Below are 22,562 nucleotides of genomic sequence, written 5' to 3' on the forward strand. Positions count from 1 at the left end.
GTTGCGGATAACCTTTACGTCCTTACAATTAGGCCAATTCCCTAGGACGGTTTCCTAGAGTCAAAAGTTCCAGGAAATTCTGATTTTGACGCCATCAGGACTTGACATGACTCGGATAGCCGTTCTTTTGGGGAGAACTGATGGGATAGGGAGACTCATCTAAAAATTGGCTTAAATTTTAGCAGTCGGAACCAGTACTTAGGATACTTTTTTCTCCTAAATACTTAGGTATTTATATTGCTAAAATACGAGACGTAAATAATGCCTTCAACTGTAGTTTCTCACCCGTCAACCCGCTTGATAGAGCCAATAGATGCTTGTTATCAAACGGCTCAACAAACCCTGACCTTAATTTGATGACTCTAGCCTAGTCTGTCAGGGAAATGATGATGACGATAAGGGTAAATCGGGGCTGTACAACCTGCGCTTGGGGCCGTCCTCCTGATGTGATGGTAAATGGTAGAGATAAAAACACCCGAAATTCTAAGGGGCGAAAATGGTTTCGCCCCTACCACCCGCCAGTATAGTCCATTTGTCTAGGATGTCTAGGACTGGGGGGATTAGGTGAGATTCAGTTCATTAATCGAGACGGAAGCGTTGGCTAGGGCTAGGAGGGGCCCTGTTTGCTCTTGGCCGTTGACCGCTAAATCGCTGTGACAGAGGATCACCTGCTCTTCGACGCGGGAGAGTAAATCTTGGAGAATCCGTTGCAGCCGCGCCTCATCGTCCTGTTGACGGGCCTGCGCATCGTAGGGAAGGGGGCGCGATCGCTCAAAAATGGGAGCCGCAAATAAGACAGAGGCCCCTCCCTGTAACCAGAGGGGGGAACTAATATCCAACCAGAAATGGTAACGATGGGCCAGACGGTTACTGCGATATTGATAAACGGTGCTAAGGGTGACCGCTTCCGGTTGACGGGGTTTGAGAGGATAGGGGTTGGCTGTGACGGTTCCACTTTGCAGCAGGGTGAGAAAATCCCCCACCACTTCCCCCAGCGGGCGATCGCGAAGCGTGGGGGAACCGCAATCGCCCCCCACCCGAGACTCGACCTCCCAAAAATGGCTGGCTGTTTCCAGAAGTTCCCGTAGGGCCTCGCGTTGGTCATCCGCTAAATCTCGATACCAGCAGAACTGACCGATGATGCGATCTAACAGAACTACTGGGGAGGCGATCGCCCCTGAGGTGACCTGCGATCGCGTCTCGTCAAGCCACTGACGCATCTGTTCATAGGCTCGTGTGGCCCGGTAGCCGAGGCGATCGCCCCCTGGAAAACTCGCAGCCGGGAGCAGTTCTGGCCATTCAGGATCGGGGCGATAACAGGCATCAGCCAAGGTTCCCCCCCGTACCGGATCAATCTCAAACCCCAGTTTTACCTCCTTCTCCGGCGACGGTGGCTCCTGCTCACCCCGCTGGGGATTTTGGGAGAGCATCACCAACATTTCTGCCACCAAATCCCGGTTAATCCGCCGTCCCAATCCCCCATAGAAAAACGGTAACAGGGTTAAAACCGCCCGGATTCTTGGATTACTAAACAACGGTCGCTGCACCTGGAGAGGGCGCACCGGGATACCATAGCCCTGCAAAATGTGACCGAGACTATAGCGGGCGATCGCATCCAACCCCGGCGCAATAATCGCAATCTCCGCCGGACTCACCGAACCATCCCGAACAATCCGGGCCACCTCATCCCCCACCCGTCGCAGCAACTGCGATCGCGCCACCGTCTGCAACGAGGGAACTGACGCCGGAAGCTGCATTAAATACGTGGGATTCAGCGCCAACTCAATCATCGGCTCAGCCAAGGACCCCACCAATCCCGGAGAGGGCCGCTCCAGCTCAATCACCTGCTCACAGCATCCACATAATCCCTCCAAGGTATCCGGGTCCGCATTCAGACCCAAGCGAATCTTTCCCTGGGGGTTAAAGCTAAACAATCCGGGACGCTGCAACCGCAACAGCGTCTCAAACAAATCACGACTAATGGCGGGATAATCATCCACATCATCCGCCGCCACCCCCAAGAAGCGCCGCCTCAACTGCACCTGATACTCGGAATTCGGCAACAGATAGCGCCAATAGAGTTCTAAGACCACCCCATAGGTGAGTAACCCCCGCCCCAGACACCAATCTCGCCATTGCAACAGCATCACTTGTAGCAACTGCGCCGCCTCCGGTTGCAACAGTTCCTCGCCAAGTCCCTCTTGCAGCCGTTGTCCAATCTCCTCCGGAGCCACCCCCGCCGCCCCCGCCAGTTGGAGCACATCTAAGCCACGACGCACTTGGCGTTTGCGGCTGGCCCCCAACGGCTCTAAAATCCCCTCCTCCAGATGAGGCGCCCAGAGTCGTTGGGCCAGCATCTGCTCCGTTTCCGGCTGTAAGCGCAAGGGAATCGCCACCTGTAGCCCCAACTTTTGGGCAATCAGCGTCCAGAATAAACTCACCTCCTGCTGAAAAAAGCCCAGTGGGGTCGTCACGGTCAACGCACCGCGCCCTCCCGTGGCCCTCAGTAATTGTTCACTCAGGCGTAGGCGATTGTCCCCCGTGGCCGCAAAGACCAAAATCGAGCCAGGAAAGAGCCTCGGCTTCAACAGGGCCTCAGACATCTCTCCCGTCAGCTCATCGAGCCAGCGGGCCACCTCCGCCACCAGGTAGCTGGTTTTACCAGAGCGACTCGACCCTAGGAGCCAAATTGATTGAGACGACACCGATCAACCTCGAACAGATTTGCTAGTATGCTACTCGACCCCTGCCGATCACAGAACGTCTTAAGACATTGTACAAGAGGCGATTAAGGACATTGATTCGCTGCTCACTGTTGGTAGTTTAAACGATGCAAAATTCCGAGTCTTCTGGCCCCTGGCGACCCTTGCGTCGTCTGCGTCGTTGGTATTTCAAAACCCCCGAACGGGCCCTCGATGCGGCCTATCGGGCGGCCTTGGCAATACAGGAGCTGGAACAGGAGTATTTTCAAGGGCAGATGATGACCCCCGAGGGCGGTTATACGGGTCTGGAATGGGGACAACTCAAAAGTGAGCGCGATCGCAACCTAGACATCATTCAACGTCGTCTGCGGGAGTTTCGGGCCAGTCGCAGCACCCTCAACTGGATTACTCGCTCCTCCTTTCGGACGATTCCCTTACAAGCCACCGATGCCTCAAAATCCCGCTATTCCCCCGATGAGACGTACCAATTTTCGGAAAATCTCAAAAAACTCAAAGTCATCGATGAGATTGCCGGGAAATATTTAACGCGACGGCCCTCAGCCCCCCGCACCTCTCAACCGCTGACCGCTGAGCGCTCCTCCAGTTCCGCCTCTCCTCCCCTGAAGGAATCCCCCTCTGACCGGACTCCGCCCCCGGGAGGGTCTCCCCCGTCCCCTCGGTTGAACCGAGGAGCCACCAATCCCAGCCGCAATTGGCGCGATGACTTTAAAAGCTCAAGTAAATCCCGAGAAGAAACCGCCAGTGACGTAGAATCGATTTCTGGGCAAGCGAGTTTATTGCCCCGTTCCATCCTCAGAACCCTAAACCGCATTAAAGAAGAACTTGACCCCAACGCGGAAGAGGATGTGGTCGAGAAATTTCGCTATTATAAAAGTAAAACTGTTATTTCCCTTAAGTTTATTTTACTTTTGATTCTTGTCCCTTTACTCACTCATCAAGTCTCTAAAAACTTTATTATTCGCCCCATTTATAATGAGTTTTTTCCCAATACCGTTGATATGTTCATCAATCCCGACTTTGAAGAAGACGCCTATCAAGAACTTCGGCACTACGAAGAACGGCTACACTTCCGTATGGCCATTGGCTCTGCCCCGCCCTTGTCCGATGAGGAGTTTGAAGAAACCGTCAATGAGGAAGCCCAAAATATCGCCCTTAAGTTTCAAGCCATGAGCAACAATGCCCTGCAAAATGTTGCCGCAGACCTCTGCTCTTTGGGGGCATTTATTCTGGTTTTGATGAATAGTAAACGGGAGATTGCCATTGTCAAATCCTTTATTGATGACCTCATCTATGGATTGAGTGATAGTGCCAAAGCCTTTATTATTATTCTGTTTACCGACATTTTTGTGGGCTATCACTCTCCCCATGGCTGGGAAATCATCCTAGAAGGGGTTTCCCATCATTTTGGCTTACCCGAAAGCCGTGACTTTAACTTTATGTTTATCGCCACCTTCCCCGTGATTTTAGATACGGTGATGAAATACTGGATTTTCCGCTATCTCAACCGTATTTCTCCCTCAGCAGTGGCCACCTATCGGAACATGAACGAGTAACTATCCTGGTTAACTATCCTAAACATCATGAATCAAATCTCCATTTGGAAATGGCTATCCTTGGCCTTGATTGTCCTCGGTTTCTTGAGCTGGGCAGACCAACCCGCCTATGGCAATCGCCGCCTACAGCGTCGACTTGAGCAACTTGAGGAGACCCGAGTCTGTCGTCGTTGTCGCTTAGAAGAGGTGGACTTGTCGGGGGCAGATTTACGGGAGGTCAATTTACAAGGGGCGAACCTCAATGGGGCCAATTTGCAAGGGGCCAATTTGCAAGGGGCGATTTTGGATGAGGCCATTTTGACCGAGGCCAACCTAGAGGGGGCTAATCTGAGCCAGGCAAGTTTGATTGAGGCCCAGTTGGGACAAGCCAACTTACAGGGGGCGAACTTGAGCCGGGGGATTTTTAATTTTGCTCGTCTCGGACAGGCGAATCTTGAAAACGCTGACCTACAGGGGGCCAGTTTCCTGGGGACGCGCTTGAACCGAGTCACCCTGGAGGGAGCGAATTTAACGGGGGCCGATTTCCGAAACGCTAGCCTGGATGGCGCCAAGTTAGAGGGGGTTCGCTTGAGTCAGGCGAATTTCCAAGGGGCCAGTTTACGGGAGGCGAGTTTACGGGGGAGTTCCGGATTTGCGGTCAACTTGAATCGTGCCAATCTCTCCCAAGCGGATTTAACTGAGGTGGTGCTGTCGGAAGTGCGGCTGACGGGGGCGGTGGCGGTGGGGAGTCTCTGGGAAGGGGCGGAGTTATCCGGTGCGGCCCTGAATTTGGGGGATTTTCAGGGTGCGAATTTCCAAGGGGCCAATTTGCAGGGGGCGGTGTTAAGTGAGGCCTTGTTGATGGGAGCCTCCTTGAGGGAGGCTAATTTGACCTACAGCTATCTGTTTCGGGCCAACTTGACGGGCGCTCGCCTACAGGGGAGCCGCTTTTATGGCAGTGACTTAAGTCAGGTGCTGTTGCGGGGAGCGGATTTAACCGATGCGGATTTAACCAATGCCATTATTCAGGGGGCGGATTTTACTGATGCGGTGTTGACGGGGGCGACGATTCCTCAAGTGTAGGGTTAATTCAGAGTGGGGCTAGGTTTTGCTGAGAACGAAGACGCTGCCGACGTTTCCCCGGCCGATGCGTAGGGTTTCGTCGAGATAGGTGATGTCGAGCCATCCCTGGCGCTCGGTTTGGATTTTGGAGTCTAGGGCCAGGAATTTTTGGGGGGATTCTAGGGCCTGGATGAATTGGTTGGGGTTTTGGTAGTTGAGAACCCGTTGCAACCCCACCACGAAGCGCTGAAATTTTACGGTGACGCGAATGGGGGAGGTGGGGGTAAATTGGGCGGCGACGCTGACGAGTCCTTCGAGATAGGGGATGCCTTGGAGTTGGGCGATGTTGTAGATTTTACGGTCTTGGAGGCGGATACATTGATAGATGTCCCCGAGACGGTAGAGGGGGAAGCGGTCAATTCCAAGGAGTTCGCTGCTGGTGGTGTAGAGCAGTCGCCAGTTGCCTTCGAGGAGGGCTGGCGCTTCTAGGGGTTTGGGGGTTGGGTTGCGGTCTTCGAGGCGAGCGATGGCGGAGAGGATGGCGGCTTTGTCGGTGTCGCTGGCCAACAGACCTCGGTTTGTGTCGGCGATCGCTCTGATTAAATCGTCCTTATATATCATATTTTCTGAATTAGGTCAATATCCGACGGGGGAGTGTTTCGAGAAGATTCCTTTTCTAAGGTAGCAAGCCCCTGGAATCTCGGTTGAGGTTCAGGCAGCGTTAACTCGGGCCAGTGGATAGAATTGCTATAGGTTAGGTCTGACTCAGAATTGCTGTGACAGGACTTGAACGGGTAAGGCAAGAGCTTATGGGCCCGATGCCCGTGGAACCCTCAGAAAGAAAATGCTAGCCTCGAAGTAACATCAGAGGGCAAAGACGGTTCACCGGGCTAGAGCCTTGCCTCACCCCCCTCCCGATTTCTGGACTACAGTGGCTTATGGCTGGGTTCATGTTTCTGTCTGAGTCGAAGTGCAATTGTGAAAATCCTTTTAGTTGAAGACGACGAATATCTGGCTCAACTGCTGAATCAATACTTGAGCGATCGCAATTACATTGTGGATGTCGCTGTTGACGGAGAGAGTGGCTTGAACTATGCCCGCACCTTCGATTATGACGTGCTGGTCTTAGATGTTGTTCTGCCAAAACTCGATGGAATCACACTTTGTAAAACCTTGCGCTCAGAACACTATCAAATGCCAGTGTTGTTGTTAACCGCCCTGGATAACAGTCGCGATAAGGTCTTGGGGTTAGATGCGGGGGCCGATGATTATGTGGTGAAACCCGTTGGCCTCGAAGAACTGCTGGCCCGGATTCGGGCCCTCGTGCGACGGGGACGCTATTCTCGTCCTCCCATTCTGACCTGGGGACCCCTGCAACTAGACCCGGCCACCTGCGAGGTCACCTATGACAGCCGTCCTTTGTCCCTAACCCCCAAAGAATACGCCCTGTTAGAACTGTTCTTGCGATCGCCGACTCAGGTCTTCTCACGGGAAGTCATCATCGAGCATCTCTGGTCCCTAGAAGAACCTCCCACAGAAAACACCCTGCGGGCCCATATTAAGGGCCTACGCACCAAACTCAAAGCCGTTGATGCCCCTCCAACCCTCATCGAAACCATCTATGGGGTGGGTTACCGTCTCCAAGACTATGAAGATGCCCCCAGTCCAACCAAAACGGGACAGGAGAGCGGCAACAACACCACCCTCAATGCCATTCAAGCGCTCTGGCAACGGATTAAACCCAATGTCCTCAAACGAGTTGACCTGCTCGAAGAAGGCATTTCCGCCCTGGCGGCCCGGGATGAAAGCCTCCAGGGTACGGCCCGCCAAGAAGCCCATAAACTGGCCGGTTCCCTGGGCACGTTTGGTTACCACTATGGCTCTAGCTTAGCCCGGAACATTGAGGAGATGTTGGTGCAAGAACGAGACTTTAGCCAGTCTCAAATCGATCAACTCCAACGGTGGCTGGTGGAACTACGTCAACAGTTTCAACGCCATCCCACGGCGGCGATGCCTGAACCTCCTACCCTTCCGGACCCTGAACAACGGCGTTTATTAATTGTCGATGACGATCGCCTCCTGGCCGAACAAATTGCGGAAGAGGCGGAAACTTGGGGTATGGATGTCAAGATTGCTACCACGGTGCAAGAGGCCCGTCCGGCGATTGTCACCTATTCTCCGGGATTGATTCTCTTAGATCTCAATTTCCCGGAACCGGGAGAAGATGGCTTAATGCTTCTCGAAGAACTGGCCCGCAATCGCCCGGAAATCCCTGTAGTGGTGTTGACGGTGCGGGATAGCTTCCAAGATCGCCTTTCGGTGTCTCGTCTGGGGAGTCAGGCCTTTCTGCAAAAACCCCTACCCATGCCACAAATTATGGAGGTGGCGATGGAGGTGATTCAGCGATCGCACACGGCGGCCAAAGTCCTGATTGTCGACGATGATCCCGAAGAACTGCAAGGACTTAAAACGCTCCTGAGTCCTTGGGGCCTGGAACTTGAAGCTTTGGATGACCCACGCAGCTTTTGGCAGTCCCTAGAGCTGTTTATGCCGGACTTACTGGTGTTGGATTTTGAAATGCCCCATTACAGTGGTATTGAACTCTGTCAGGTGGTGCGCAATGAACCCCAATGGCGGAAACTGCCGATTTTATTTTTGACGGCCCATACCGACTCGGCCACGGTCGATCGGATTTTTCAGGCAGGGGCCGATGATTATGTGAGTAAGCCAATTTCGGGGCCAGAATTGATTTCGCGCCTGTTTAATCGCCTTGAGCGCACTAAACTCTTGCAAAATTTGGCGGAACTGGATGCGTTGACGGGCCTGGCCAATCGCCGCAAGTCCAGTTATGACATTACCAATTTGTTACGCATTGCCCTACGCCATGACCGTCCCGTCAGTTTCGCCATGTTAGACCTGGATCACTTTAAGCCCGTTAATGACACCTATGGTCATGCCACCGGAGATCTGGTCTTGCACCGCTTTGGCGAAATGTTGAGGGAATCGTTCCGGGCTGATGATGTGGTGGGCCGTTGGGGTGGCGAGGAGTTTGTGGTGGTCATGGCTGATACGGATGCAGCTAGTGCGGTTGACCGGTTATCGCAGCTGTTGCAGCAATGGCGATCGCATGAGTTCCTCTTAGATGATGAGGTCTGTTTAAAGGTCACCTTTAGTGCTGGGGTGGCTCAGTTCCCACAAGATGGTGATGATTTACCCACTCTCTATCGTCATGCAGATCGGGCCCTCTATCGAGCAAAAGAAGCAGGACGCGATCGGGTCTTCTCCTATGACCCCCAGACCGACTGTTGAGGTTTATTGCTCCCTGCGACTTTGACTGACCTAGGAGCTAAAATTAGGTTAACCCCCTCGTTACCTTATCGATATGAGGAAACCTCGTTGTGAAACCCCTCGGTTGCTCTTGATGAGTCTACCTTGACCCTATTCCTTAAAAATCTTAGTTCCTGAACCCAGGTAAACCCCTATGAGTACTCGGTGTATTTTAATTATTGACGATGAAGAGGATATCCGAGAGGTCACCCAACTGACCTTAGAACTCGAAGGCGGTTGGCAGGTGTTAGCGGCTAGTTCTGGCTCAGAAGGGGTGAATCTTGCCCGTTTTCACCATCCAGATGCCATTTTACTCGATGTGATGATGCCGGAAATGGATGGATTGATGACGGCTAAGGTATTACAGGATTTTCCAGATACCCAACCCATTCCCGTCTTACTGCTGACTGCCAAGGGAGCTATGGAGGTGATGGATAAATTTCAGGATCTCGGAATTACCGCTACCATTTCTAAACCCTTTGACCCGTTGCAGCTTGTTCCCACAATCAAGCAGCTTTTAGCCTGGGAAGAGTAAGTTTCCCCCGGGGTCTGTGGCTGCGTTCATCTCCTCAAATGGGAGAGATCTCGGTGGGGTCATCGTTGAATTAGTGTGAAGATTTGTGGCTAAAAGTAGGGGTAAGGCACTACCGAACAATTTGGTCAGTTTAAATAGGAATTGCTATAGTTAACGAATAGTCTATCGCCGATGTTGAGCTGTTCAAATGACTCTTGATGCTGCCGTCTTATCAACACTGATTGCTCGCTTGGAACGATTGGAGCAACAGCAGCGACTTCATCAAGCGGTGGTGGATAAATTGCCCGTTGCCTATTTATATCTTGACCGCAATGGAACGATTCACTTCGCCAACCAAGGGGCATTGCAACAGCTCAATTGCAAGGCGGAGGACTGTCTGGGCAAGTCCCTCCTATCGTGGTTATCTCCCCAGGATGGCGATCGCCTATTAAGAGAATTAGAGCAGGTGAATCTCCGCCGTGATGACGATTCCCCTGCCTTTCCCCAACAGCTTCATGTCCCCGGACAGGAGGGGCAACGCCTCAGAACGACTCTCTCTCCCCTTCCGAGCCGCCCCGATCGCCCCCCCATGATTTTAATGCGGTGGGAGCCGGTTGCTACCCACTCTCCCTCCGTGGAGTTGAGCGATCGCGCCATGGACGCATCTCTCAATCACGATGAACGCCGCAATCGGCTGCAACAAATCGCGGTTCAGATCCGGGCCATGATTTTTGACTATGTGCTGTATCCCGATGGTCACGATAGCATCCCCTATGTCAGTGCCAACTGCGAAGACATCTTTGAGATCTCCGCTCAACAGATTCAAGAGGATAGTAGTCATCTCTGGCGGCTGATGGATCGCGCTGATATTCCCTTCGCGCAACAGTCGATCGCCCATTCCGCCAAAACCCTCAGCCCCTGGAACTTTGAATGGCGCATCAATCTCCCCTCAGGACGCCAAAAATGGCTTCAGGGGCTTTCCTATCCCCATCGTCACACCGATGGCCGAGTGATCTGGAATGGCATGATCTTCGAGATTACTGATCGCAAACAGGCCGAAGATGACCTCTATGACTTGGCCCAGCGACTGTTAACCATCATCGAAACCGTCGAAGAAGGCATTACCCTCAGCGATGATGCCGATAACTTTGGGCTGTTCAATGCCAAAATGTCGGAAATCACCGGCTACAGCGGCACAGAAGCCCAAGAAAGTGACAGCTTTCTAGCGCAACTCTACCCTGAGCCAGAGGCCTTTGCCGAAGCCGCTGATCGCCTAGTCGAAGTTCGGGAAAAGGGCTGTTTGCGTAACCTAGAAACCACCATCCGAGCTAAAGATGGCAGTCCTCGCACCCTACTGGTGTCCACCACCTATTTACCCCTGGCCGAACGCAATTGTTATCTGAGTGCCTACCGAGACGTTACCCAGCGACAACAGGCTTACGAACAACTGCGTCAGAGTCAGCAATTCATCGAAGCGATCGCCAACGCCTCCCCCCAAATTCTCTACACCATCGATGTCCACACCCTACGCATTAACTCCGTCAATGGGCAAGTAAAATCGATTTTAGGCTATTCCCCAGAGGAGTTAGCGGGAAAAGGGTTTGAGGAATGGCAATCCTTTTGTCATCCCGACGATATCCCAACCCTGCACGCCTATTTTGCCTCCTGGGAGACCTTAGCCGACGGCGAGATTTCAGAATGTCAGTATCGCTTACGACATGCCGATCAGAGTTATCGCTGGTTGCGATCGCGCGATGTCGTCTTTAAGCGAGACGAGCAGGGAACCGTACAACAGATTCTCGGCACCGCCAGCGACATCACCGAACATCAATTCGCCGCCGCCTCCCTGCGGGCCAGCGAAGCCGCCTTACGGGCGAGTCAGGAACGGCTCAACGGCATTCTCTCCTCCCTTGATGATGCCGTGTGGTCCATGTCTCCCCAGACCATGCAACTGCTCTATATCAGTCCTTCGGTAGAGAACCTCTATGGTCGCTCTGCCGAGAAACTGGCCCAGATGAAAAATCCCTGGATGCGTAACATTCATCCGGGCGATCGCGCCGCCTTTGTCCGCCAATGGCGACATCTGAAAACCCAAGGGAACGTCGATATTGAATATCGTATCCTCGTCCGAGTCAACAACGGGGAGGATGACCCCAAGGCCAAACGAGGGCGACGACAACATCGCGAAGAACGTTGGCTACGACTGCGAGCGCGACTGGTACAGGATGAGCAGGGAGTTCCCTTACGCATTGATGGCATCAGTAGTGATATCACCGAGTTAAAAGAAACTGAAATTGCCCTGCGAGCCAGTGAAGAGCGGTTTCGGTCTCTGGTGGCCAATGTGCCGGGGGTCATTTACCGGGTGTTACCCAATCGCGGTTGGACGACCCTGTTTGTCAGTGATGCCATCGAAGAGATCACCGGCTACCCGGCCCAAACCTTTCTTGAGGATGCCGGTTTATGGTCGAAAATTATCTATCGCGAGGATTTACCCCGGATTACTCAGCTCATCAACCAGGCCATCACTCGGCGACAACCCTATGCCTTTGAATGTCGAATTCTCTGTGCTGACGGTGACGTTCGCTGGATTTATGAGCGAGGCCAGGGGATGTGGGATCAATGGGGGAACCTGCTTTACCTCGATGGGGCGATCGTGGATTTGACCGATCGCAAACGCAATGAAGAGATTTTGCAACGTCAGGCCCAACGCGATCGCCTCTTAACCACCCTCAGCCAGCGCATTCGTGAATCCCTGAATCTTGACGAGATTTTAGATCGTACCGTCCGGGAAGTGCGCCATTCCCTCAAAGCCGATCGCGTCTTAATTGTTCGCTTACAGGGGTCTAGTAGCAGTCAGGTGGTGAGTGAGGCGGTGGTTCCTCCCTATCAGCAAACCCTGGGGTTAGATTTTTATGAAACCCAGCTCCCAGACCATTGTTATCAAGCCTATGCTGAGGGACAATCTCGGGTAATGGTTGGCTCTGACCTACATTGCGAGTATGGAACCTGTATTGGCCAGTTGGGGCTGATGCAGGTTCAGTCTCAGGTCGTCATCCCCATTCTCCATCCCTCGGCCATGGGAGCCAATCTCTGGGGATTGTTAATTGCCCATCAATGTTCCTATCGACGCCGTTGGCTCGATTGGGAAGTGGATATATTAGGCCAACTGGCGGATCAAGTGAGTATTGCTATTGGTCAGGCCAATCTCTATACCCAGGTTCAACAAAGTGAAACTCGCTTGCGGGCCATGTTTGAGCAAGCGGCAGTGGGGATGGCACTATACCCAGGTTCAACAAAGTGAAACTCGCTTGCGGGCCATGTTTGAGCAAGCGGCAGTGGGGATGGCCATTTTGGATGCCCAGGGACAGATTTGTCAGCAAAATCAGACCCTAAGCCAGATTTTAGGGCATCAGTTGAATTTTGGATGCCCAGGGACAGATTTGTCAGCAAAATCAGACCCTAAGCCAGATTTTAGGGCATCAGTTGCCCCTACTCCGATTTGAGAACCTTGAACCTGAGGCCGTGTTGCGGGAACAGGAATGGGAGCAATGTTATCAACGGGCCGATGGCTCTTTGGTCTGGGTTCAGTTGAATCTCTCCTCATTTCCCAAGCAGGGAGAGTTGGGAGGCTGTTTTCTGGCGATTGTTCAGGATATCAGCGATCGCAAGCGGGCTGAGTTGCGGCTACAACAACAGTTAAACTTTGAAACGGCCCTGGCTCGGTTTTCCAGTAGCCTCACCACCAATGATGCGGTGGATTGGAATAGTTTATTAGGCTTGATTGGGCGATCGATCAAGGGGAGTCGTGTCTATCTCAACCGCTTTGATTGGTCCAGCCGTACGGGTTGCTGGATGGCGGAATGGGTCGATGAACAAACACCGTCCTTTTTTGAACAGGCTCAACGGATTGTCATTGATGATCTGCCCTGGTGGCTCGAGCAACTGCAACGCAATCAAGATGTGGCGATCGGCCATTTAGAAGAGTTACCCCCGCAAGCGAATGCTGAACGTTCCCTCTTGCGTCAGACAGGGGAAACGTCCCTACTAGAAGTTCCCATTTGGAGCCGTCAGCGAGAACTCTGGGGCTGTTTAGGGGTCAGTATTTTGCATGGACCCCCTCGCGATTGGTCCGATGAAGAGGCCCGGTTGTTGCGGGTGGTGGGAGAAATTATCTACAACTACTGCGATCGCCGTCGGGTAGAACAGGCCTTACGAGATAGCGAAGAACGCTTCCGAGTCACCTTTGAACAGGCGGCGGTTGGCTTGGCTCAATTGGACTTTCAGGGCAACTTTTTGCGGGTCAATCATCGCTACTGTACCCTGTTGGGCTATGAACCCGAGGAACTGTTACAAATGAATATCGGGGATATCCTCGGTCACGATGACTGGGTCGAATCCTTAGAGAGGCTCCAAGATATGCAGTTAGGCAAGCTGGAGACCTATTGTAAGGAGAAACGGCAACGGCGACGAGATGGGTCTCTGCGCTGGGCCCAGGTGACGGGTCAAGTGGTCTTTGAGGGGACGAAGCCCAAGTATATTATCTGTGCTGCGGCGGATATTCATGACCGCAAACAGTATCAGTCGGCCTTAGAACGGTTGCGTCACCGCTATGAGTTAATTTTGAATGCGGCTGGGGAAGGAATTTGTGAGATTAATTTACGGCAACAGATTGCCTTTTGTAATCCCACGGCGGCTAAAATGCTCGGAAGCGATCATGTGGCTCAGATTATTGGCTTATCCATCCATGAGATTATTGAGCCGTTGCTGCCGGAGAATCGGGAATCTCTGGGAAGCTCCTCTTGGCAAGAAGTCTGGGAAAGTCAGGTCTCGGAACTGCAACTGTCTGCGGCAGCGGGAACCCCTCCCTCGATTCACCAGGGTCAGTTTCGCCGCCTGGATGGGGGAACCTTCCCCGTTGATTATATCTGTACCCCGATTGTCTTGAATGGACAACATCTCGGAGCTGTGTTGACCTTTAACGATATCAGCGATCGCCTGGCGATCGAGAAGCTTAAAAATGAGTTTCTCTCTATGGTCAGTCATGAGTTAAGAACTCCCCTGACCCCCATGCAAGTGGCCCTGGGACTTCTCGACAGTGGCAAGTTAGGGCCCCTATCCGAAAAAGCCCAGCATTTAGTCTCGATCGCCTTAAGTAATACCAATCGCCTACGCCGCTTGATTGATGATTTATTGGACTTCCAACGTCTAGAATCGGGACGGGTGCAGTTAAATTGCCAACAGCATCGTCTGCTAGATTTGCTGCAACAGAGCCTGGAAACCATGCGGGCCATGGCTGATCCCGATCAGATCTGCCTGGAACTGGCTCCCCTCAGTGAGACCCTAGAAGAGCTTCAGCTTTGGGTAGATGGTGATTTACTGATTCAGGTCTTGACAAATTTACTGAGTAATGCTATAAAATTCTCCCCGGTTGGTGGCGTGGTGACGTTAGCGGTAGAAGCGTGGCCTAAGTCGGAGGAAATTTGTATCCGGGTTGGCGATCGCGGTCGAGGCATTCCGGTCAACTGTCTCGAACTGATTTTTGACCCCTTCCATCAAGTGGATGCCTCAGATTCGCGTCAGAAGGGAGGAACCGGCTTAGGCCTAACCATCTGCCGCCGCATTGTCGAGCAGCACCAAGGACACATTTGGGCCGAAAATCGCCCCGATGGCGGGACGCAAATTTCCCTGACACTGCCCTGGCAAAGGTAATCTACATTCCCATAATTTCGTAACCGGCATCCACATAAACCACTTGGCCCGTAATGCCACTGGCCAAATCACTACAGAGGAAAGCGGCGGTATTCCCCACTTCCGTTTGGGTCACCGTGCGCCGTAGGGGGGCCGTTTCCTCCACGTGATGAATCATATCGAGAATTCCCCCGACAGCAGAGGAGGCCAGAGTGCGGATGGGGCCAGCCGAGACGGCGTTAACCCGCAGTTGAGCCGGGCCAAACTCAGCGGCGAGATAGCGCACATTCATCTCTAAGGCCGCCTTGGCAATTCCCATGACATTGTAGTTGGGGACGACGCGCACGCCACCGAGATAGGTCATTGTCAGCAGGCTTCCCCCCTCATTCAGTAGCGGTTTAGCTAGGCCTGCCATCTGGACTAGGGAGTAGGAACTAATCTCAATCGCTCGCAGATAGCCTTCGCGGGAAGCGTTACTAAAATCCCCGCTGAGTTCATCTTTCCCGGCGAAGGCCAGACAGTGAATCAGAATATCAAAGCTGCCCCATTTCTCCTTAATCGTCTCAAATAAGCTGCGAGTTTGCGCGTCATCCTGAACATTACAGGGTTCAATCAGCGTCGGTTGTAGGGGTTCGACGAGGCTGCGGACTTTCTTCTCCTGACGACCGCGATCGTCCGGGAGATAGGTGATGGCCAGTTCGGCCCCGGCTTGGTGGAGTTGTTGGGCAATCCCCCAGGCAATGGAGCGGTTGTTGGCAATTCCCGTAACAAGAGCTTTTTTTCCGGTAAGATCCAGCATAGTTTATTCGGAGTGACAATCAGCTTTGTACCATATTTTCGGGCAAAATTGGCGCTAACCTGGCTCAGGAATCGAGAAAATTTCAAGGTGGGCCGCTGAAAACTCATGGCGTTAAACTCCCGTAAGAGTATCAAATTTGACGAATTTTTGCTCAAAATTCAATTTAAGTGGTCTGAAGGGGTCATGGTTTGGCGCGAACTCCCCCGATGAGGCTAGGTCAATGGCAGAATAGGGGTGGGCGATCGCGCCTGCTGTGTAACGGCAACTTTGAGGCATGTACTATACCCAGGTTCAACAAAGTGAAACTCGCTTGCGGGCCATGTTTGAGCAAGCGGCAGTGGGGATGGCTATTTTGGATGCCCAGGGACAGATTTGTCAGCAAAATCAGACCCTAAGCCAGATTTTAGGGCATCAGTTGCCCCTACTCCGATTTGAGAACCTTGAACCTGAGGCCGTGTTGCGGGAACAGGAATGGGAGCAATGTTATCAACGGGCCGATGGCTCTTTGGTCTGGGTTCAGTTGAATCTCTCCTCATTTCCCAAGCAGGGAGAGTTGGGAGGCTGTTTTCTGGCGATTGTTCAGGATATCAGCGATCGCAAGCGGGCTGAGTTGCGGCTACAACAACAGTTAAACTTTGAAACGGCCCTGGCTCGGTTTTCCAGTAGCCTCACCACCAATGATGCGGTGGATTGGAATAGTTTATTAGGCTTGATTGGGCGATCGATCAAGGGGAGTCGTGTCTATCTCAACCGCTTTGATTGGTCCAGCCGTACGGGTTGCTGGATGGCGGAATGGGTCGATGAACAAACACCGTCCTTTTTTGAACAGGCTCAACGGATTGTCATTGATGATCTGCCCTGGTGGCTCGAGCAACTGCAACGCAATCAAGATGTGGCGATCGGCCATTTAGAAGAGTTACCCCCGCAAGCGAATGCTGAACGTTCCCTCTTGCGTCAGACAGGGGAAACGTCCCTACTAGAAGTTCCCATTTGGAGCCGTCAGCGAGAACTCTGGGGCTGTTTAGGGGTCAGTATTTTGCATGGACCCCCTCGCGATTGGTCCGATGAAGAGGCCCGGTTGTTGCGGGTGGTGGGAGAAATTATCTACAACTACTGCGATCGCCGTCGGGTAGAACAGGCCTTACGAGATAGCGAAGAACGCTTCCGAGTCACCTTTGAACAGGCGGCGGTTGGCTTGGCTCAATTGGACTTTCAGGGCAACTTTTTGCGGGTCAATCATCGCTACTGTACCCTGTTGGGCTATGAACCCGAGGAACTGTTACAAATGAATATCGGGGATATCCTCGGTCACGATGACTGGGTCGAATCCTTAGAGAGGCTCCAAGATATGCAGTTAGGCAAGCTGGAGACCTATTGTAAGGAGAAACGGCAACGGCGACGAGATGGGTCTCTGCGCTGGGCCCAGGTGACGGGTCAAGTGGTCTTTGAGGGGACGAAGCCCAAGTATATTATCTGTGCTGCGGCGGATATTCATGACCGCAAACAGTATCAGTCGGCCTTAGAACGGTTGCGTCACCGCTATGAGTTAATTTTGAATGCGGCTGGGGAAGGAATTTGTGAGATTAATTTACGGCAACAGATTGCCTTTTGTAATCCCACGGCGGCTAAAATGCTCGGAAGCGATCATGTGGCTCAGATTATTGGCTTATCCATCCATGAGATTATTGAGCCGTTGCTGCCGGAGAATCGGGAATCTCTGGGAAGCTCCTCTTGGCAAGAAGTCTGGGAAAGTCAGGTCTCGGAACTGCAACTGTCTGCGGCAGCGGGAACCCCTCCCTCGATTCACCAGGGTCAGTTTCGCCGCCTGGATGGGGGAACCTTCCCCGTTGATTATATCTGTACCCCGATTGTCTTGAATGGACAACATCTCGGAGCTGTGTTGACCTTTAACGATATCAGCGATCGCCTGGCCATCGAAAAGCTTAAAAATGAGTTTCTCTCAATGGTCAGTCATGAATTGAGAACCCCCCTGACCCCTATGCAGGTGGCCCTGGGACTCCTCAACAGTGGTAAATTAGGGACTCTGTCTGAGAAAGCCCAACATCTGGTTTCGATTGCCTTAAGCAATACCAATCGCCTACGCCGCTTGATTGACGATTTATTGGATTTCCAGCGCCTGGAATCGGGGCGGGTGGAGTTACATTGCCAACACCATCGTCTGCTGGATTTGCTGCAACAGAGTTTAGAAACCATGCGAGCCATGGCCGAACCCGATCAGATCCGCCTGGACATTGCCCCTCTCAGTGAGAGCCTACAAGCACTTCAGCTTTGGGTGGACGGCGATTTATTGATTCAGGTCTTGACAAATTTGCTAAGCAATGCTATAAAGTTTTCTCCTCCCGGTGAGGTGGTGACCTTAGTTGTCGAGGCTTGGCCCGAGTCCGAGGAGATTTGTATCCGGGTGTGCGATCGCGGTCGAGGCATTCCCCCCAACTGTCTCGACCTCATCTTTGACCCCTTCCATCAAGTGGATGCCTCCGATTCCCGCGAGAAGGGGGGAACTGGCTTAGGACTGACCATCTGTCGCCGCATCGTGGAACAGCATCAAGGGCGCATCTGGGCCGAAAATCGCCCAGATGGCGGGACGCAAATTTCCCTGACACTACCCTGGCAACCGTGAGCTACATTCCCATAATTTCGTAACCGGCATCCACATAGACCACTTGGCCGGTAATCCCGCTAGCCAAGTCGCTACAGAGGAAGGCGGCGGTATTCCCCACTTCCGTTTGCGTCACCGTGCGTCGTAGGGGGGCCGTTTCCTCCACATGATGAATCATATCTAGAATCCCGCCGACAGCGGAGGAGGCCAGGGTGCGGATGGGACCAGCGGAAACAGCGTTGACTCGCAGTTGAGCGGGGCCAAACTCAGCCGCTAGATAGCGCACATTCATCTCTAAAGCCGCCTTGGCGATTCCCATGACATTGTAATTGGGGACCACGCGCACACCCCCGAGATAGGTCATCGTCAGCAGGCTTCCCCCCTCATTGAGCAGCGGCTTGGCCAGGCCCGCCATCTGAACTAGAGAGTAGGAACTAATTTCAATGGCTCGCAGATAGCCGTCTCGGGAGGCGTTACTAAAATCACCGCTGAGTTCCTCTTTGCCGGCGAAGGCCAGACAGTGAATTAGAATATCAAAGCTGCCCCATTTCTCCTGAATCGTCTCGAATAAGCTGCGAGTTTGCGCCTCATCTTGAACGTTACAGGGTTCAATTAGCGTCGGTTGTAGGGGTTCGACGAGGCTGCGGACTTTTTTCTCCTGACGACCGCGATCGTCCGGGAGGTAGGTGATGGCCAGTTCGGCCCCGGCTTGGTGGAGTTGTTGAGCAATCCCCCAGGCAATGGAGCGGTTGTTGGCAATTCCCGTGACCAGGGCTTTTTTTCCAGTAAGATCCAGCATAGTTTATTCGGAGTGACAATCAGCTTTGTACCATATTTTCGGGCAGAATCGGCGCTGAACCACCTCGGGAGTTGAGAAACATTCCCTAGGGGCCGCCGCTAGCTCATGCGGTTAAAGTCTGATAGGGTATCAAATTTGACGAATCTTTGCTCAAAATTCCATTTAAGTGGTCTCACAGGGTTATTGTCAGGCGCTAACTCCCCCGATAAGGCTAGGTCAATGGCAGAATAGGGGTGGGCGATCGCGCCTGCTGTGTAACGGCAACTTTGAGGCACGTGATAGGGAGAGGACGATGGTAGCCATGCAGGACAAACCACTGGCGGCTGTATTTCACCAGATGGGAAGCGGTAGCGGTGCATTTCCACCGGTTGTTGAAAACTATGAACGTGGAAAAACCATCTTTTTTCCCGGCGATCCCGCTGAGCGCGTTTATTTTTTGGTTAAAGGTGCGGTCAAACTCTCTCGCGTCTATGAGGCAGGAGAGGAGATTACGGTGGCACTGTTGCGGGAGAATAGTGTCTTCGGGGTCTTATCCCTGATTACAGGACACCGTTCAGATCGGTTTTACCACGCTGTAGCGTTTACACCGGTTGAATTGCTCTCGGTTCCCATTGAACAGGTGGAAAAGGCTCTAAAGGAAGATCCCGATTTATCGATTTTGATGTTACAGGGGTTATCCTCGCGGATTTTACAAACCGAGATGATGATCGAAACTTTGGCTCACCGAGATATGGGATCTCGTTTGGTGAGCTTTTTGTTGATTCTCTGTCGGGACTTTGGCCTTCCGAGTTCCGACGGAATCACCATTGATTTGAAGTTATCTCACCAGGCGATCGCCGAGGCGATCGGCTCAACTCGGGTCACCGTTACCCGTTTATTGGGCGATTTACGCCAGGAAGAGATGATCTCGATTCACAAAAAGAAGATTACGGTGCATAATCCTGTGGCACTGAGTCAACAGTTCACGTAACCGGCCGATTTCGACGAAAAGCCGTTAGAATAGCATCCGCCGCAGAGACTGACGGCGGCGATCGCCCCTGTGTCACACTGCTATCAAAGGCGATCGCCGCCGTTTTGCGGTGAGTGACGTCTTATCCCCTCTCCCGAGGGTTCCCAGTCGCACAGGAGGAACCATGACCACTGGATATGTTTTAATTTTGGCCATGCTGGTTCTCGGTTGCGCGATCGCCACAGTCGGTGATCAAATTGGGACGAAAGTCGGTAAGGCCCGTCTGAGCCTGTTTAACTTACGGCCTCGCAAAACCGCCACCCTGGTTACGGTGGTCACCGGTGGCTTCATTTCTGCGTCGACCTTGGCCATTCTCTTGCTGTTGGATCAACGACTGCGGACGGGGTTATTTCAACTTGAGGAAATTCAACAGGATCTCTATTCCGCTCGCCAGGATTTTGAGAACACTCAGGCTGAAAAAAGTCGGGTGGAAGCGGAACTCGAAGCGGCCCGCAATCGAGCGGTGTTGGTTCAGGAACGCTTAGATGCGCTCGATCGCTCCTTGGAACGGGTGTCTCAAGACTTAACCGAGGCCCTCGAAGAACAGGTGCAAACCCAGCAGCAATTGCGACAAACGGAAACCCAACTGGAAAATACCGAAGCCGAACGCCGTCAGGCCGAACAGCAAATTAGTCGTATTGAGTCCCAGTTACAGGAGACGGAGGCCCAGCGCGAATCCCTAGAAGTGGGGATTTTCCAGCTTCAACGGCAACAACAGCAACTACAAGCGGCCGCTGACGTGGCGCGCCGACAACTTGAGGCCCGCGATCGCGAACTCGAACGAAATCGCCAACGTCTCATCACCCAAGAGGGAGAGTTGGCCCGTCAGGAGAAGGAGCGATCGCAGCAAGCGATGGAATTGTTGCGTCAGGAGTTGGAGTTGGCCCGACGGGAAGAACTCTTGGCAAGCCTGAGTCGACAACAGACCAGTCTGCAAGAGGAGTTACAACGTATCGGCCAAGATTTTCTCTTATTACGGGAACGACGCTTAGCAATTCTGCAACAGCAAGTTCTGACCTCGGCGCGGGTGCGCGTCATGAATCCCGAGCAGGTGGATGATGTTATCTTACAAATTCTTCAGGAAGCCAATCGCGTGGCGACTCAGGTACTCCGTCCAGGAACTGCACCTACCGAAGAAGCAACGTTACGAGTTGAGTCGGAACAGGTGCGTGAGTTGGCTGAGCGGTTAGCCGATGGTCAAGAGTATGTGATTCGAACGAGTTGAGTCGGAACAGGTGCGTGAGTTGGCTGAGCGGTTAGCCGATGGTCAAGAGTATGTGATTCGGGTACGCTCATCCCGGAATTATCTTTTGGGAGAGGCGTTGGTACGAGGCTTTTTGGAGGTTTTACCCAATAGTACGCTCATCCCGGAATTATCTTTTGGGAGAGGCGTTGGTACGAGGCTTTTTGGAGGTTTTACCCAATGAGTTGGTCTTTGAGGCCGATGAAGTGGTGGCGGAGGTGGTTGTCGATTTAGATGTGAATCTCAATGAGGTCTTTGATCGGGTCTATTGGCTGTTGGAGGCGGCCCGCTTCCAGGGGGAACGACAGGGGATTCTCCCGGCTCAAATTCAGATGGTTGGCGGTCGTAATCCTGAGTTTCGCGAGTTCGTTGAACGGTTGTTAGAAGAGTCTGGAGAGGTGAGAATTCAGGCGGTCTCTCAAGATTCAACCTATACCGCTGGACCTCTATTTCTCAATCTAAAAGTTGTTCAGAATGAGGAAGTTTTATTTGAGTTGACTGTTGATAATTAGTCAACAAATCGTTGCACTAGCCGTTGTAATAACTGCGCTGGGGGTCGCCAGATGGCGAGTTGACTAAACTGCGATCGCAAATGACGACGTCGCCAGACTCGCACCTGCTCCCCTACGCCCAATAGTATCCACAGGAGGCTGGCGCTTGCGAATCCGCAGAGAGCGGTAGTCTTGGCCACCTCGGCTCCTGCAAGCAGTTCTGTACTCGTCGCCAACAGGCGATCGCCTCCGGTCATTCCCTGAAGACGCACCCCTTCTAAGCCTCGATAGAGACCGCTCAGGGTTTCAAACGAGGCCAAGGTGGTTAGGAGAGTCGGGACTGCGGCCACGGGACTGCGGGCAACCGAGGCCATTAAAATACTGGGATAGGTGAGACAGACGATATGCTCCTGTTGCCGGTTGAGATGGAACTGCGTGGGATGATCTTGGGGACAGTAGCCGTCTAAATGGTCTAGAAGCCAACGAATTTGAGATGGATGGAGCTGATCGAGGGCAATGACCTGGTGGGGGTGCGATCGCAGCAGTCGAATCCCCTCAGCCGTGGTTTGACAGTGATGGATACAATCGCGATAGAGCGCGCGACATTCACGGACAATTGCCAGAAGGCTAATACTGACGATGAGATACATCAAGAGGGTATCGAGATGATTGAGTAGTTGCACCAATATAGGGGTCCCCAGGGGGTCTCTTGATTTGCTATCGTATCAAGAATTGCCCTGTTCGCAGATTCGGAA

At 52.7% G+C, this 22,562-nt stretch carries 16 protein-coding genes; 11 read left to right on the forward strand and 5 right to left on the reverse strand.

What is annotated here, in order from left to right; genetic code table 11:
- Positions 1-560: 560 nt before the first annotated feature.
- Positions 561-2,705, reverse strand: coding sequence for a recombinase family protein (locus tag L855_RS01255; RefSeq protein WP_159783390.1), 2,145 nt, complete (start codon positions 2,703-2,705; stop codon positions 561-563).
- Positions 2,706-2,830: 125 nt separating this feature from the next.
- On the opposite strand from L855_RS01255, the gene pxcA reads away from it, so the two are divergent.
- Both pxcA and L855_RS01265 read left to right on the forward strand, forming a co-directional pair.
- Complete coding sequence (gene pxcA / locus L855_RS01260; RefSeq protein ID WP_159783392.1) at positions 2,831-4,276, forward strand: proton extrusion protein PcxA; 1,446 nt, start codon at positions 2,831-2,833, stop codon at positions 4,274-4,276.
- A gap of 27 nt (positions 4,277-4,303) precedes the next feature.
- Positions 4,304-5,338, forward strand: a complete 1,035-nt coding sequence (locus L855_RS01265; RefSeq protein WP_159783394.1) for a pentapeptide repeat-containing protein — start codon at positions 4,304-4,306, stop codon at positions 5,336-5,338.
- An 18-nt stretch (positions 5,339-5,356) separates the two neighbouring features.
- Here L855_RS01265 and L855_RS01270 read toward each other — a convergent pair whose 3' ends face one another.
- On the reverse strand, positions 5,357-5,938 hold the full coding sequence (locus L855_RS01270; protein ID WP_159783396.1) for a PAP/fibrillin family protein: 582 nt from the start codon (positions 5,936-5,938) through the stop codon (positions 5,357-5,359).
- A 357-nt stretch (positions 5,939-6,295) separates the two neighbouring features.
- Here L855_RS01270 and L855_RS01275 point away from each other — a divergent pair, with 357 nt between their 5' ends.
- The 5 genes from L855_RS01275 (at position 6,296) to L855_RS01295 (ending at position 14,867) form a co-directional block, all read left to right on the forward strand.
- Positions 6,296-8,626 (forward strand): response regulator, encoded by a 2,331-nt coding sequence (locus L855_RS01275; protein WP_159783398.1) that lies wholly within the window; start codon positions 6,296-6,298, stop codon positions 8,624-8,626.
- Positions 8,627-8,798: 172 nt separating this feature from the next.
- Positions 8,799-9,179, forward strand: a complete 381-nt coding sequence (locus L855_RS01280) for a response regulator (protein ID WP_159783400.1) — start codon at positions 8,799-8,801, stop codon at positions 9,177-9,179.
- A 187-nt stretch (positions 9,180-9,366) separates the two neighbouring features.
- On the forward strand, positions 9,367-12,459 hold the full coding sequence (locus L855_RS01285; RefSeq protein ID WP_159783402.1) for a PAS domain-containing protein: 3,093 nt from the start codon (positions 9,367-9,369) through the stop codon (positions 12,457-12,459).
- A gap of 16 nt (positions 12,460-12,475) precedes the next feature.
- Positions 12,476-12,661, forward strand: a complete 186-nt coding sequence (locus L855_RS22645; RefSeq protein WP_425500594.1) for a PAS domain-containing protein — start codon at positions 12,476-12,478, stop codon at positions 12,659-12,661.
- Complete coding sequence (locus L855_RS01295) at positions 12,579-14,867, forward strand: PAS domain S-box protein (protein WP_281349465.1); 2,289 nt, start codon at positions 12,579-12,581, stop codon at positions 14,865-14,867. The genes L855_RS22645 and L855_RS01295 overlap by 83 nt, the downstream gene beginning before the upstream one ends.
- 1 nt (position 14,868) lies before the next feature.
- Here L855_RS01295 and fabI (L855_RS01300) read toward each other — a convergent pair whose 3' ends face one another.
- Positions 14,869-15,645 (reverse strand): enoyl-ACP reductase FabI, encoded by a 777-nt coding sequence (gene fabI, locus L855_RS01300; protein WP_159783408.1) that lies wholly within the window; start codon positions 15,643-15,645, stop codon positions 14,869-14,871.
- A 274-nt stretch (positions 15,646-15,919) separates the two neighbouring features.
- On the opposite strand from fabI (L855_RS01300), the gene L855_RS01305 reads away from it, so the two are divergent.
- Positions 15,920-18,286: a PAS domain S-box protein gene (locus L855_RS01305; RefSeq protein ID WP_159783410.1), complete on the forward strand. Its 2,367-nt coding sequence runs from the start codon at positions 15,920-15,922 to the stop codon at positions 18,284-18,286.
- Position 18,287: 1 nt separating this feature from the next.
- Here the strand turns inward: L855_RS01305 and fabI (L855_RS01310) are convergent, their stop codons facing one another.
- Complete coding sequence (gene fabI / locus L855_RS01310; RefSeq protein ID WP_159783412.1) at positions 18,288-19,064, reverse strand: enoyl-ACP reductase FabI; 777 nt, start codon at positions 19,062-19,064, stop codon at positions 18,288-18,290.
- Positions 19,065-19,356: 292 nt separating this feature from the next.
- On the opposite strand from fabI (L855_RS01310), the gene ntcA reads away from it, so the two are divergent.
- The 3 genes from ntcA to L855_RS01325 all read left to right on the forward strand — a co-directional run bounded on the left by ntcA (position 19,357) and on the right by L855_RS01325 (position 21,828).
- The gene (gene ntcA / locus L855_RS01315; protein ID WP_159783414.1) at positions 19,357-20,034 is read left to right on the forward strand and encodes a global nitrogen regulator NtcA; all 678 of its coding nucleotides are present in this window, start codon (positions 19,357-19,359) and stop codon (positions 20,032-20,034) included.
- A 163-nt stretch (positions 20,035-20,197) separates the two neighbouring features.
- Positions 20,198-21,298, forward strand: a complete 1,101-nt coding sequence (locus tag L855_RS01320) for a DUF3084 domain-containing protein (protein WP_159783416.1) — start codon at positions 20,198-20,200, stop codon at positions 21,296-21,298.
- A gap of 155 nt (positions 21,299-21,453) precedes the next feature.
- The gene (locus tag L855_RS01325; RefSeq protein WP_159783418.1) at positions 21,454-21,828 is read left to right on the forward strand and encodes a hypothetical protein; all 375 of its coding nucleotides are present in this window, start codon (positions 21,454-21,456) and stop codon (positions 21,826-21,828) included.
- Here L855_RS01325 and L855_RS01330 read toward each other — a convergent pair.
- A complete protein-coding gene (locus L855_RS01330; protein ID WP_159783419.1) occupies positions 21,825-22,490 on the reverse strand; it encodes a hypothetical protein in 666 nt (221 codons plus the stop codon). The two genes, L855_RS01325 and L855_RS01330, sit on opposite strands and share 4 nt — an antisense overlap.
- Positions 22,491-22,562 lie beyond the last annotated feature (72 nt).

It is taken from the genome of Sodalinema gerasimenkoae IPPAS B-353 (genome assembly GCF_009846485.1).
GTDB lineage: Bacteria > Cyanobacteriota > Cyanobacteriia > Cyanobacteriales > Geitlerinemataceae > Sodalinema > Sodalinema gerasimenkoae.

Coding starts and splice junctions, on each gene's coding strand:
- pxcA (WP_159783392.1), top strand. CDS start 2,831: ATGCAAAATTCCGAGTCTTCTGGCCCCTGGCGACCCTTGCGTCGTCTG.
- L855_RS01265 (WP_159783394.1), top strand. CDS start 4,304: ATGAATCAAATCTCCATTTGGAAATGGCTATCCTTGGCCTTGATTGTC.
- L855_RS01270 (WP_159783396.1), bottom strand. CDS start 5,938: ATGATATATAAGGACGATTTAATCAGAGCGATCGCCGACACAAACCGA.
- L855_RS01280 (WP_159783400.1), top strand. CDS start 8,799: ATGAGTACTCGGTGTATTTTAATTATTGACGATGAAGAGGATATCCGA.
- L855_RS01285 (WP_159783402.1), top strand. CDS start 9,367: ATGACTCTTGATGCTGCCGTCTTATCAACACTGATTGCTCGCTTGGAA.
- L855_RS22645 (WP_425500594.1), top strand. CDS start 12,476: ATGTTTGAGCAAGCGGCAGTGGGGATGGCCATTTTGGATGCCCAGGGA.
- fabI (WP_159783408.1), bottom strand. CDS start 15,645: ATGCTGGATCTTACCGGAAAAAAAGCTCTTGTTACGGGAATTGCCAAC.
- L855_RS01305 (WP_159783410.1), top strand. CDS start 15,920: ATGTACTATACCCAGGTTCAACAAAGTGAAACTCGCTTGCGGGCCATG.
- fabI (WP_159783412.1), bottom strand. CDS start 19,064: ATGCTGGATCTTACTGGAAAAAAAGCCCTGGTCACGGGAATTGCCAAC.
- ntcA (WP_159783414.1), top strand. CDS start 19,357: ATGGTAGCCATGCAGGACAAACCACTGGCGGCTGTATTTCACCAGATG.
- L855_RS01320 (WP_159783416.1), top strand. CDS start 20,198: ATGACCACTGGATATGTTTTAATTTTGGCCATGCTGGTTCTCGGTTGC.